General features: G+C 48.8%; 10 protein-coding genes. All 10 read left to right on the forward strand.

The window, feature by feature from the left end; genetic code table 11:
• Positions 1 to 24: 24 nt before the first annotated feature.
• The 10 genes from rsmH to murB all read left to right on the forward strand — a co-directional run bounded on the left by rsmH (position 25) and on the right by murB (position 12,769).
• Positions 25 to 984 carry a 16S rRNA (cytosine(1402)-N(4))-methyltransferase RsmH gene (rsmH, locus tag ACW9JV_RS07880; RefSeq protein WP_457333032.1) on the forward strand — a complete coding sequence of 320 codons (960 nt, stop codon included), beginning with the start codon at positions 25 to 27 and terminating at the stop codon, positions 982 to 984.
• Complete coding sequence (ftsL, locus tag ACW9JV_RS07885; protein ID WP_457333034.1) at positions 977 to 1,345, forward strand: cell division protein FtsL; 369 nt, start codon at positions 977 to 979, stop codon at positions 1,343 to 1,345. The genes rsmH and ftsL overlap by 8 nt, the downstream gene beginning before the upstream one ends.
• Before the next feature lie 106 nt (positions 1,346 to 1,451).
• On the forward strand, positions 1,452 to 3,623 hold the full coding sequence (locus ACW9JV_RS07890; RefSeq protein WP_457333036.1) for a penicillin-binding protein: 2,172 nt from the start codon (positions 1,452 to 1,454) through the stop codon (positions 3,621 to 3,623).
• An 80-nt stretch (positions 3,624 to 3,703) separates the two neighbouring features.
• Positions 3,704 to 5,638, forward strand: a complete 1,935-nt coding sequence (locus tag ACW9JV_RS07895) for a stage V sporulation protein D (protein ID WP_457333038.1) — start codon at positions 3,704 to 3,706, stop codon at positions 5,636 to 5,638.
• Positions 5,639 to 5,710: 72 nt separating this feature from the next.
• Entirely contained in the window at positions 5,711 to 7,192 is a 1,482-nt protein-coding gene (locus ACW9JV_RS07900; protein WP_457333040.1) for a UDP-N-acetylmuramoyl-L-alanyl-D-glutamate--2,6-diaminopimelate ligase, read from the forward strand.
• The gene (gene mraY / locus ACW9JV_RS07905; protein WP_457333042.1) at positions 7,168 to 8,166 is read left to right on the forward strand and encodes a phospho-N-acetylmuramoyl-pentapeptide-transferase; all 999 of its coding nucleotides are present in this window, start codon (positions 7,168 to 7,170) and stop codon (positions 8,164 to 8,166) included. Before ACW9JV_RS07900 ends, mraY begins: the two co-directional genes overlap by 25 nt.
• Complete coding sequence (gene murD, locus ACW9JV_RS07910; protein ID WP_457333044.1) at positions 8,163 to 9,524, forward strand: UDP-N-acetylmuramoyl-L-alanine--D-glutamate ligase; 1,362 nt, start codon at positions 8,163 to 8,165, stop codon at positions 9,522 to 9,524. Before mraY ends, murD begins: the two co-directional genes overlap by 4 nt.
• 97 nt (positions 9,525 to 9,621) lie before the next feature.
• Positions 9,622 to 10,716, forward strand: a complete 1,095-nt coding sequence (gene spoVE / locus ACW9JV_RS07915; protein ID WP_457334652.1) for a stage V sporulation protein E — start codon at positions 9,622 to 9,624, stop codon at positions 10,714 to 10,716.
• A 21-nt stretch (positions 10,717 to 10,737) separates the two neighbouring features.
• The gene (gene murG / locus ACW9JV_RS07920) at positions 10,738 to 11,877 is read left to right on the forward strand and encodes an undecaprenyldiphospho-muramoylpentapeptide beta-N-acetylglucosaminyltransferase (protein WP_457334654.1); all 1,140 of its coding nucleotides are present in this window, start codon (positions 10,738 to 10,740) and stop codon (positions 11,875 to 11,877) included.
• Positions 11,858 to 12,769 (forward strand): UDP-N-acetylmuramate dehydrogenase, encoded by a 912-nt coding sequence (gene murB / locus ACW9JV_RS07925; RefSeq protein ID WP_457333046.1) that lies wholly within the window; start codon positions 11,858 to 11,860, stop codon positions 12,767 to 12,769. Before murG ends, murB begins: the two co-directional genes overlap by 20 nt.
• The last annotated feature ends 13 nt before the right edge of the window (positions 12,770 to 12,782 follow it).

Raw genomic sequence — 12,782 nt, forward strand, 5'->3', positions numbered from 1 at the left:
GCCTAAGGAAAAGGGGGACTGTATTTGGAAGCATTTCGTCATGATACTGTCCTGCTCCACGAAGCAGTGGACGGACTAGCTGTAAAGAGCGCAGGAATCTATGTCGACTGTACCCTTGGAGCCGGCGGACACAGTGAACGTATAGCTTCAGAGCTTGATACAGACGGCCGGTTGTATGCTTTTGAACAAGATGAAACCGCGTTAACACATGCCAAAAAACGACTTGCTCCTTACCAGGACAGGGTTACTTTTATTCATGAGAATTTCAGCTCCCTTACGGATGTTCTGGCTGAACAAGGTGTGGAAGGTGTTGACGGTATACTGTTTGACCTCGGCGTCTCTTCCCCTCAGTTTGATGAACCGGAAAGAGGGTTCAGCTACCGCTTTGATGCGCCGCTGGATATGAGAATGGATAAACGAAGCAGGCTTACGGCGGAAACGATAGTAAATGAGTGGAGTTTCCAGAAACTGTATTTCATACTTTCCAGATATGGGGAAGAAAAATTCGCCAAGCAGATAGCGAGAAGGATAGAAGAAAAAAGAAAAAATGAACCGATCAAAACGACGTTTGAGCTGAATGAGTGTGTAAAGGAAGGGATACCGGCGCCGGCAAGAAGGACAGGAGGGCATCCTTCCAAACGAACCTTCCAGGCGCTCCGGATCGCAGTAAACGATGAACTTGATATATTTGAAAATACACTGCGGATGGCTTGTGATCTTCTGAATCCAGGAGGGAGAATCAGTGTTATCACCTTTCATTCCCTGGAAGACAGAACCTGCAAAAAAATATTCAAGGAAAAAACCAGTTCTCCGGACCTCCCTAAAGGGCTTCCGGTAGTTCCGGAAGGAATGGAACCGGAAATGAACATGATTACCAAAAAACCAATCACAGCGGATGAAAAAGAACTGGAAGAAAACCACCGAGCTCATTCGGCGAAACTCCGAATTGCAGAAAAAAGGAAAAAGGGGGATTCTGATGGATAATCTGGCCCGGCAGATGCAACGGCAGCGGCAGACGGAACAAACGGTACATACCGAAATAAAGACCCATCATATTCCAGGGAAAATAACGAAAGGGGAAAAGGCCCTCATCGGGGTGATGCTTGCAGCGGTCATCGCTGCTTCCCTTGTGCTCGTTTCAAATTACGCGGGCATTTATGTTCAGCAGCAGGAGATTGCCGGACTTAATCAGTCCATCAGTGAGCAGGCAGAGACAAACCGCAGTCTGGAACTGGAGGTTTCAGAGCTCAGTGCTCCCGACCGGATTATGTATTATGCCAAGGAAGAACTCGGGATGGAACTGGATGATAAACAGGTGAAAGTGATCCAGGGTACGGCACCTTGATTACACAAGTGATAAGGGGGGACGGCCTGAAAGCCAGCCTCCCTTATCGTGTGTCAAAGCAAATCAGCCGAGAAGTCCGGCTCCGAAAAGAAAGATGGTGAACGAGATGGATCATCAACGAAAAAAAATGGTGACGAGAGCCCTTATACTGCTGGGTGCAGTTGTCCTGTTTTTTCTTGTATTTGCGGGCAGAGTAGTCTATGTTCAGGTGAGCAGTGAAGTAGCCGGCAGGGATCTTGATCAAATGGCAGAAACCCGCTGGACAACGAGTCAGACATTGGAAGGGGAACGGGGCACCATATATGACCGCGACGGGGAAGCCCTTGCCGAGGAAGTACAGTCCTATACGGTGTTTGCTGTTTTGGATGAGGAATACGAGGGTCACGTCCAAAACATGGAAAAAACGGCGGAAAAGCTGGCTCCTCTCATAGGGAAGGAAAAATCAGAACTGCAGAGTATGCTGAAAGAGGGAAAAGAGGAAGAGAGATTCCAGATTGAGTTGGGCTCAGGTTCAAAATACTTAAGCCTGACAAAAAAAGAGGAAATAGAAGATCTCGATCTTGAAGGAATCTATTTTCGTACAGAACCAAAGCGGTACTACCCGAATCAGGTATTTGCGTCACATGTCCTCGGTTATACCGAGCGTGATATGAGCGAGGCAAAAATGGGACTGGAGCTTGAACTGAACGAGGCTTTGAGTTCTTCTGACGGAGCAGTCACCTATCAACAGAATCGAAAAGGGATTCCGCTTTGGAATGTGGAGGAAACAGTGGATAAACCCGAGAATGGGGAAGATGTCCATCTCACCATTGATTCCAACATCCAGACCGCGCTCGAACAGGCTATGAACAAGGTGAATGAAAAGTACAGTCCAAATAAAATGACAGCTGTCGTTGCCAATGCTGAAACAGGAGAAATACTCGGTATGGGAAACCGGCCGAGTTTCAATCCAAATGAGTATGAATCCATTACCAATTACACAAATTATGCTGTCTCCGACCGGTTTGAACCAGGGTCCACGATGAAAATGTTTACCCTCGCTGCTGCAATAGAGGAAGGAGTCTACAACGGCAAGGAGACGTATCAATCCGGTACGTATAGTGTCGCTTCGGAGACCATTAATGATCACAACAATGGTGAGGGCTGGGGAACCATTACGTATGATGAAGGGTTCCGGCGTTCCTCCAACGTGGCTTTTGCCAAAGTTGCACTCGAAAAACTCGGACCTGAAACATTCTTTCAGTATATGAACGACTTTGGTTTTTCCGAGCCTACAGGTATTGACCTGCCGAATGAAGCGGACAGTCTGCTGGCAGAACCGAATAAACTCAATACCGCCGTCACCGGATTTGGACAGTCCAGCTCCGTAACGCCGATTCAGCAGGTTCAGGCGGCGACCGCCATTGCCAACGACGGCACGATGATGAAACCTTTTGTTGTGAAGAGCATGTACGATCAGGCAGAGGAAGAATATTCATATGAAGCTGTTCCGGAAACTGCCGGAACTCCGGTCAGTGAATCGACCGCAGAAGAAGTAAGAAAACGGATGAGGCAGGTGGTTGCTTCTGAGGAAGGAACAGGGCAGCCTTTTCAGATTGACGGCATTAACGTTGCAGGAAAAACAGGGACGGCTCAGATTAACGATCCTAACGGTGCCGGTTATTTGAGCGGACAGGATGAAAACATTTTTTCCTTTATAGGCATGGCTCCTGCAGATGACCCGAGCATTATCGTTTATGTGTCTGTAGACCGCCCGGATCTGGAACCGACAGAGGCAGGGTCGGCACCTGTGTCCCAAATATTCAATCCTGTGATGAAGCAGAGTCTTTCTTACCTGAGTTTGACGCCCGAAGATGTGGAAGAAGAACAGGTCTATGAAGAAGAAGGAATGAAAGCAGAGGACTACCGTGGAGAATCTCTTGATCAGGTTATATCCAGTCTGGAAGAGAATGGCCTGGTACCGGTTACCCTCGGAGATAATGGAACCGTGAAAGATCAGTATCCGGCACCGGATGAACCGTTGATCATCGGCGATAAAGTGTTCCTGCGGACGGAAGGTGAAGCTTCCATGCCTGATGTCAGCGGATGGTCGCTCCGCGATGTGAAGAGATTAAGTATGTTTACAGGGCTGAAACTGGACCACCTAGGTTCTGGATATGTCACGCAGCAGAGCATTGAAGCTGGAGCAGTGATCAAGGATGAAGGATATCTGACAGTGGAACTAAAAGAAGATCCGGAACACGAGGAATCAGAAGAAGAGAAACAACAGAGGGATTGAACAAGGCGCGCTGTTCTGAAAGACGGGAAACAAGCATAAGGTGATATTGTATATCAGAACCTTATGGTGGTGGATTGGACATGCGCGTTTCGTTTGTGACGGTAAGAAAACGACTCTTTTTTATCCTGGCGGCGGGATCGGCAGCAATCGTTGTTCTGCTTATCCGGCTGGCCTTTGTCCAGTTTTCGATGGGGGAGCATCTTACCGAACTGGCTGAACATTCATGGAGCAGAAATGTACCGTTTGAATCAGAACGAGGAAGGATTCTGGATCGGGACGGTGAAGTGCTGGCAGGTAATATCAGCACCCCGTCCATATTGGCGGCCCCCAGGCAGATTGAAGAACCTGAAGAAGCAGCAGTCCGTCTTGCAGAAGTGCTTGAAGCTCCGGAAGACACAGTCTTTGACCAGTTGACAGAAAATCAGTCGCTCGTCCGTTTATCCCCGGAAGGACGAAAGATCAGTATGGAGAAGGCGTCAAAAGTGCGGAACCTGAACATTGAAGGGATTTATATTGCAGAAGATAACAGCCGTTATTATCCCAAAGGAACATATTTATCCCACGTTTTGGGGTTTGCCGGTATTGACAATCAGGGACTGACCGGATTGGAGCAGTATTATGACGAAAAGTTGAGCGGGGAAGCAGGATATGTTTCTTTTTTTTCCGATGCCAAAGGCCGGAAACTGGAAGGAATGGCAGATGAATACGAGGAACCGGAGCCGGGAAAGGATTTATCATTAACCATTGATACGGATATCCAGTCAATTATCGAAAGAGAGCTCGATGAGGCGGAGGCTGTCTATCAGCCTGATGGTGCGCTGGCGATCGCGATGGACCCGGACTCTGGAGAAATTCTCGGTATGAGCAGTCGTCCGGATTTTCACCCGGAAGAGTATCAGGATGTCCCGGCAGAAATCTATAATCAGAATAAGCCGGTATGGTCTCAGTATGAGCCTGGCTCCACCTTTAAAATTATTACGCTGGCAGCCGCATTGGAAGAGGATAAAGTGGATCTCGAAAACGATCATTTTCATGATCCAGGATATATTGAAGTAAGCGGCACGAAACTGCACTGCTGGAAAAAAGGGGGACACGGCGAACAGACCTTTCTGGAAGTCGTACAGAATTCCTGTAACCCGGGGTTTGTAGCTCTTGGGGAAAGAATAGGAAAAGACGCTCTTTTTGATTACATTGAAGGCTTCGGTTTCGGGAAAGAGACCGGGATTGACCTGCAGGGGGAAGGAACCGGTATATTATTCGACCGGGAAAATGTTGGCCCGCTTGAACTGGCCACTACAGCGTTCGGCCAGGGAGTGTCGGTGACACCGATCCAGCAGGTTACAGCCGTTGCAGCTGCGGTAAACGGGGGATACCTTTATCGTCCTTATATTGGTAAAGAATGGCTGGATCCGGATTCCGGGAAAGTTATTTCTTCCATGTCACCGAAAGTCAAAGACCAGGTTATTTCCGAAGAAACATCCAGTGAAGTTAGAAATGCTCTCGAACATGTCGTGGCCAAAGGCACCGGACGGGGAGCGTTTGTAGACGGCTACCGTATTGGGGGAAAAACCGGCACGGCTCAGAAAGCAGTGAATGGAAAGTACCTGGAAAACAATCATATTGTTTCTTTTATCGGCTTCGCTCCAGCCGATGATCCCGAAATCGTCGTCTATACGGCCATCGACAACCCCAAAGACACCCTCCAGTTCGGTGGTGTGGTGGCAGCTCCCATCGTCGGAACAATCATCTCCGACAGCTTATCTGCGATGGGAGTGGAAAAACGCGCGGAACAGGTCGAAAAGGAAAGAGAATGGGATGACGAAGTGCTCATTGAAACGCCTGATGTGACCGGCAAATCTCTGAAAGAACTCCATGAAGCCTACTATCCTTTCCGGATTGAAAAAGAGGGAGAAGGTACAGTAGTGGCAGCGCAGTCACCGCAGCCTGGAGAGAAAATAAAAGAAGGCGACGTAATCCGGCTTTATCTGGATGACAAATCGGCGGCTTCCGATTAAAATAGATGGAGTGTATGAATACACCAATCAGACAGGCAGAGCTTGAATATCACCGCAGGAGAGAATCCAATAATGAAAAGATTAGACGAATTAACAACTCATCTCCTTGTAAAACAACAGAAACATACAGGAAACCCAGCCATTTACTCACTGCATATGGACTCCCGTGCCGTAGAACCGGGGGGATTGTTTTTTTGTATACGAGGGTATACCGTGGATGGTCACGATTTTGCTGAAGAAGCGGCCGACCGGGGGGCTGCTGCTGTGATAACGGAAGAGTATCTTCAACTGGATATCCCCGAGATTCTCGTACCGGATGCCAAACGGGCGATGGCCGTACTGGCGGCTGTATTTTACAGCCATCCGACCAGATCTTTCCGTTTAATCGGAGTGACCGGAACAAATGGGAAGACGACCACCACCCATTTTATTGAACATATCCTCCAGAAGGCTGGTATGAAAACAGGCCTGATTGGTACGATGTATACCAAAATAGGTGATGACGTATCTGATACCAAGAACACCACCCCCGAATCGCTGGTTCTTCAGGAGACATTTCACCAGATGAAAGAAGCAGGAGTTGAAGCTTGTATGATGGAAGTTTCCTCCCACGCGCTTGATCTTGGACGCGTTCGGGGAAGTGCTTTCAACACAGCAGTTTTTACAAATCTGACCCCGGAACATCTCGATTATCACGGGTCGATGGAGAATTATAAACAGGCCAAGGGTCTCTTGTTTTCCCAGCTTGGCAATACTTATGATGGGGAAAGGCAGACGGCGGTCTTAAACGCGGATGATCCAGCTTCTGCAGATTATAAACGAATGAGCGCGGCGCCTGTACTCACCTACGGCATGCAAAAAACGGCAGATGTCCAGGGGGAACATATAACAATGAATCCAGGCGGTACATCCTTTCAGATGACAACGCCGTTTGGTGATGCAGACGTTCATCTTTCCACTGCCGGCAGATTCAGTGTCTATAATGCATTAGCCGCGGCAGCCGCCTGTCTCGCCGAAGGAATAGAACCGGCAGTTATCGCCGAAGCACTCTCTGAGATAAAAGGGGTGCCCGGAAGATTTGAACCAGTGGATGCCGGACAGTCTTTTGCCGTTATTGTTGATTACGCCCACACGCCGGACAGCCTCGAGAATGTTCTGCAGACGGCAGCTGAAATTGCTGAAGGAAACATTTATGTAATTATTGGCTGCGGGGGCGACCGTGATGCACTGAAGCGTCCGGAAATGGGAAGGATTGCCGTTTCGTATGCCGATCATGCTGTATTCACTTCCGATAATCCACGTTCGGAAGATCCGCAGGCTATATTACAACAGATGGCAGACGGAACCACTGACAATACTCAGTTCTCGATCATCCCAGACCGCCGGGAAGCAATCGAATGGGCGGTAAGCCGGGCCGGTAAAGACGATGTTGTACTGATTGCCGGTAAAGGACATGAAACCTATCAGGTCCTCGGAGATAACGTCGTTGATTTTGACGACAGGCTGGAAGCCGGAAAAGCCGTACAGAAATGGCACAAGAAAGGGGGCAGGTAACTGTGGTTGCTGCTATTATCGCTGCACTTATCGCGGCATTTCTGCTCACTGTGATTTTTTCCCCTCTCACCATTCCTCTGCTGAAACGACTGAAGTTCGGTCAAAGTATCAGGACGGAAGGGCCGGAGAGCCACATGAAAAAAGGGGGAACTCCTACGATGGGCGGAATCATGATCTTAATGTCGATTTTCGTCACATCGATTCTCATCCAGGGAATCATACTTTCCTGGACAACAGACATGTTTCTCCTGCTTCTTGTGACAATTGGGTTCGGCCTGGTCGGTTTTATTGATGATTATATAAAAATAACGAAACAACGAAATCTGGGATTGACCTCGCGGCAGAAACTCATAGGTCAGCTCCTGATTGCGGTCATATTTTTTTCTGTGTTACATGACGGCTCGTTCAGCACGACTGTCTCTGTCCCCGGCACAACCTGGTCTATAGAAGCCGGCTGGTTTTATTTTCTTCTGGTGGTTGTGATGCTTGTCGGTTCTTCCAATGCCGTTAATCTGACAGACGGGCTCGACGGATTGCTTGCAGGTACAGGGGCTGTTGCCTTTGGAGCATTTGCCGTGCTTGCCTGGCACGCCGATCTGGCAGACGCAGCCGTATTTTCTGCAACGACAGCCGGGGCGGTTCTCGGATTTCTCGTTTTCAATGCCCATCCTGCCAAGGTTTTTATGGGAGACACTGGATCGCTTGCACTCGGCGGAGGACTTGCCGCACTGGCGATCATTACCAAGCTTGAATTACTGCTTGTCATTATCGGGCTCGTATTCGTCATTGAAACCCTTTCTGTCATCCTCCAGGTCATTTTCTTTAAATGGAAAGGGATACGAATGTTTAAGATGAGCCCCCTTCACCATCATTTCGAATTGACCGGATGGTCGGAGTGGCGTGTTGTTGTGACGTTCTGGGCAGCAGCTGCCGTGTGTGCAGCTACCGGCATATACATTGAGGTGTGGATATGAGAGATAAACAATGGTTTGATGGAAAAAAAGTACTTGTGATCGGGCTGGCCAAGAGCGGAATGGCTGCTGCCCGTCTTTTAAAGGAACTGGGCGCGGATGTCACAATTAATGAAGCAAAGGATCTGTCCGGAACAGAGGATAAAAAGACATTGGAAAACATGGGAATTTCTGTTGTTTCAGGAAGTCATCCTTTACATATTCTGGATGGAGAAGTGGACTATGTAGTAAAAAATCCCGGCATCCGTTACGATACCCCGATTATTCAAAAAGCCGCTGACAAAGGGCTTCCTGTCGTAACAGAAATTGAACTCGCCGGTGTGGTATGCGTTGGAAATATTGCTGCCGTAACTGGTTCGAACGGAAAAACAACTACAACGACTTTGATACATGAAATGCTGTCCGCGTCTGGTATCACATCTTATGCAGCCGGTAATATCGGGCAGGTTGCCTGCGAAACGGCATCCATGGTTCAGAGCGGCGAAGTAATGGTAACGGAAGTATCCAGCTTTCAGTTGAAAGGCACGGAAGAATTTCATCCCCATACTGCTGTCCTGTTAAATATATTTGATGCACATCTTGATTATCATGGCAGCAGGGAGGATTATGAACGTTCCAAAGCAAAAATCTTTGCCAATATGCAGGACAAAGATGCAGCAGTTTACAATGTCGAAGATCCTGTTGTGGCAGAGATCGCAGAGCAGTCGCAAGCCAGTGCTGTTCCTTTTTCCCTTCATGGAACGACGACAAAGGGAGCCTATATCCATAACGGTTTTTACTGGTTCCGGAATGAACCAATACTGCCTGTGACAGAGGCTTCCCTTCCCGGGCGCCATAATCAGGAGAATATGCTGGCAGCCATTGCCTGCGCCATGCTGAACGGAGCGGAACGGACGTCGGTGCAGCATGTGCTGCGGCATTTTGAAGGAGTAGAACACCGGCTGCAGTATGTTGGGGACATTCACGAACGAAGTGTGTACAATGATTCCAAATCCACCAATATATTATCCGCCCAAAAAGCGGTGGCGGCTTTTGAAAACCCTGTAATACTGCTTGCGGGCGGACTGGACCGCGGAAATTCCTTTAAGGAGCTAGTTCCTTCCCTTAAAAAGACAAAGGCGGCCGTGTTTTATGGAGAAACGAAGGAAAAGCTGGCGGAAGCGGCAAAGGAAGCCGGCATGGAGTCGTGGGAGCTTGCAGATACGCTGGAAGAAGCCGTGGAGACAGGGTTTAAGCTTTCCGATGAAAAAGATGTATTCCTCCTCTCTCCGGCTTGTGCAAGCTGGGACCAATTTCAGACATTTGAAGAAAGAGGCGACCATTTCATAAGAGCGGTAAAATCGCTGAAAAAACCGGAATAACAAAGGTGTTTCCGGAGGGCATGTTCCATATCAGACGGCATATAATGGAGGGCAGAAGATTTCTCCATTTAAAGAGGTGTCGGTTGTGAAAAAGGATATGCAGCCTGTTGATAAAATACTGCTCTGTTCTTTATTCTGTCTTCTGGTCATAGGATTGTTCATGGTCTACAGCGCGGGAGCTGCGACGGGAGAATCTGTCCGTCAGGATCCCTACTATTTTCTAAAACGTCAGCTACTTTTCATGGGGGCGGGTCTTGCCGCCATGGGCGTGCTCAGCCGAACTGATTACAGGCTGTGGCAGCGCTGGTCGCCCGCTCTTTTACTTACTTGTTTTATTCTGCTGGTGCTCGTTCTCATTCCGGGTATTGGAATGGTCCGCGGCGGTGCGAGAAGCTGGATAGGGGCTGGGGCATTTTCGATCCAGCCCTCTGAGTTTATGAAACTTGGGATGATTATTTTTCTCGCTGGATATCTCTCACGTTACCAGAATAGGATTACCTCTTTCGGCAGAGGACTTTTTCCGGTACTCGTCCTGGTCTTTGCAGCTTTCGGCCTGATTATGATGCAGCCGGACCTAGGAACGGGAGCTGTCATGACAGGGACATGTTTTGTGCTGCTGTTCGCTGCAGGAGCGAGAATCAGGCACTTCTTCATATTGGCCGGGGCGGGCGCAGCCGGTTTAACAGCACTGATAGTTTCTGCCCCGTATCGTTTGCAGCGGATCACATCTTTTCTGGATCCGTGGTCGGACCCGCTCGGGACAGGGTTTCAGATTATCCAGTCCCTTTACGCTGTAGGTCCCGGTGGATTATTCGGCCTCGGTTTTGGCAGCAGCCGGCAGAAGTATTATTATCTTCCGGAACCGCAGACAGATTTTATTTTTGCGATCTTGGCGGAAGAAACCGGCTTTATCGGGGCCGGGTTTGTCCTTATTTTATTCGGTGTGCTGCTGTGGAGAGGTCTGGCAGCTGCGATGACAGCGCCGGACATGTTCGGGGCGCTGCTTGCCTCAGGTATCTGCGGCATGATTTTTATACAGGTGCTGATTAATGTCGGCGTTGTAACCGGCTTGTTTCCGGTCACCGGCATCACGCTGCCTTTTTTAAGTTACGGCGGGTCTTCCCTCACGCTGTTATTGGCGGCAGCCGGCATTTTGTTGAATATTACAAAATACCGTACCCCTTATTATTAAACGGGGATATTGGAGGATATGATGAAAATTGTTGTGACAGGAGGAGGGACCGGCGGCCACATTTATCCGGCTCTCGCTCTCATAAAGGAAATAAAACGTCAATATCCGGACAGTGAATGCTTATATATAGGTACGGAGCATGGCTTGGAAAGTGATATCGTGCCACGTGCCGGAATCCGGTTTGAAACTATCACGATCAGCGGGTTTCAACGCAGGCTGACCTGGAAAAACGCTAGGACGATATGGCGTTTCTGGAGAGGCACAAAAAAAGCCGGACAGATGCTTACATCCTTTGGTGCCGATATTGTCGTCGGAACAGGCGGTTATGTAGCCGGGCCGGTTGTTTTCGCAGCTTCAAAGCTTGGGATACCTTCTCTTATCCACGAACAGAACAGCATCCCGGGCCTTACCAATAAATTTTTGAGCCGTTTTGTAGACAAGGTGGCGGTGTCGTTTGAAGATTCCGCGGCTTACTTTCCGGCTTCCAAAGTATGCTGGACCGGAAATCCGCGAGCCTCGGAAGTGGTGATGGAAATATCTGACAATCCATTACCTGCTCTTGGTCTTGATAAAGATAAAAAAACAGTGGTAATTGTAGGTGGAAGTCGTGGAGCAAGGCCGATCAATGAAGCTTTTATAGAGGCGCTTCCGGAAGCCGGGAACAAGAAATGGCAGTATTTGTATATCACCGGATCGGTACATTATGATAAAGTAACAGAAGAAGCGGAAAAAGCCGGAAGCCCGGACAATGTTGTGATTCAGCCGTTTATTCACAATATGCCTGATGTCCTTGCCTTTACCGACGTATTAATTTCAAGAGCCGGTGCGACAACGCTTGCCGAAATCACAGCGCTTGGTGTTCCATCCATTTTGGTACCAAGTCCATATGTTACAAATAATCATCAGGAAAAAAATGCGGAATCGCTGAAACGAGCAGGTGGAGCGATTGTGCGCAGAGAAGATGAATGGGATGCAGCAGCGCTTATCCAGGATACGGATGCCATTCTCTCTGATCAGACGAAATGGGAAACGATGCATAATGCAGCAAAAACGCTGGCTGCCCCGGATGCAGCAGCGGATATATGGAGCATCATGCAGAACTTGATGCAGCCGCCGCAGAATGAGAAGGAGGGAAAGGATAATGGAACAGCTGCTCCGTGAACTGCAGAAGGCTGACATTGGAAGAGTGGCGGAAAAGGAACCTCTTTCCAAACATACGACCTGGAAAATCGGAGGACCGGCGGATATTCTCATCGAACCGGACGGTATAGAGGCACTGAAGCAGGCCATGACAATAATCCAGGACTGGAATGTGCCTTGGCGGGCGGTCGGTAGAGGGTCGAATGTGCTCGTTGATGACGCCGGCATTGAAGGAGTCGTTATTAAACTAGGTCAGAATATGGAGTATATGGAAGAAGAAGGCGGGAATATACGTGCCGGTGCCGGTTTTTCATTTATAAAACTGGCTACCATTTTAAGCAAAAAAGGATGGTCCGGTCTCGAGTTTGCCGGCGGCATTCCCGGTACGGTCGGAGGAGCAGTTTTTATGAACGCGGGTGCTCATGGGTCGGATATGTCCGACATTGTTGTAAAAGCCCACGTTCTTTATCCGGATGGCACCCTGGTCTGGCTGACAAACGAAGAATTGGAATTTTCCTACCGCACCTCAAGGCTTCAGAAAGAACAGGCAGTATGCTGTGAAGCAGTACTGGCATTGAAAGAAGGAAACAAAGATGTTGTGGTGGAGGAAATGAAGAAACATAAAGATTACCGGCGCAGGACACAGCCTTGGAATTACCCATGTGCGGGCAGTGTTTTTCGTAATCCCCTCCCCGAACACGCAGGGGCGTTAATTGAAAAGGCAGGATTAAAAGGATACCGTTATGGCGGGGCACAGATTTCAGAGCAGCATGCGAATTTCATAGTGAACGTGGACCATGCCAAAGCGTCGGACGTAACAGCTGTTATCCGCCATGTTCAGGAGACGGTTTATCGTTTATACGGTATAACCATGGAGACGGAAGTGGAGATGGTGACCCGCAGCAGCCTGTAACAAAGGAGGTCAT

Source organism: Salibacterium sp. K-3, assembly GCF_054052005.1.

Bases quoted from the DNA above. Each gene is read 5' to 3' on its own strand.
- ftsL (WP_457333034.1), top strand. From the start codon at position 977: ATGGATAATCTGGCCCGGCAGATGCAACGGCAGCGGCAGACGGAACAA.
- ACW9JV_RS07890 (WP_457333036.1), top strand. From the start codon at position 1,452: ATGGATCATCAACGAAAAAAAATGGTGACGAGAGCCCTTATACTGCTG.
- ACW9JV_RS07895 (WP_457333038.1), top strand. From the start codon at position 3,704: ATGCGCGTTTCGTTTGTGACGGTAAGAAAACGACTCTTTTTTATCCTG.
- ACW9JV_RS07900 (WP_457333040.1), top strand. From the start codon at position 5,711: ATGAAAAGATTAGACGAATTAACAACTCATCTCCTTGTAAAACAACAG.
- mraY (WP_457333042.1), top strand. From the start codon at position 7,168: ATGGCACAAGAAAGGGGGCAGGTAACTGTGGTTGCTGCTATTATCGCT.
- murD (WP_457333044.1), top strand. From the start codon at position 8,163: ATGAGAGATAAACAATGGTTTGATGGAAAAAAAGTACTTGTGATCGGG.
- spoVE (WP_457334652.1), top strand. From the start codon at position 9,622: ATGCAGCCTGTTGATAAAATACTGCTCTGTTCTTTATTCTGTCTTCTG.
- murG (WP_457334654.1), top strand. From the start codon at position 10,738: ATGAAAATTGTTGTGACAGGAGGAGGGACCGGCGGCCACATTTATCCG.
- murB (WP_457333046.1), top strand. From the start codon at position 11,858: ATGGAACAGCTGCTCCGTGAACTGCAGAAGGCTGACATTGGAAGAGTG.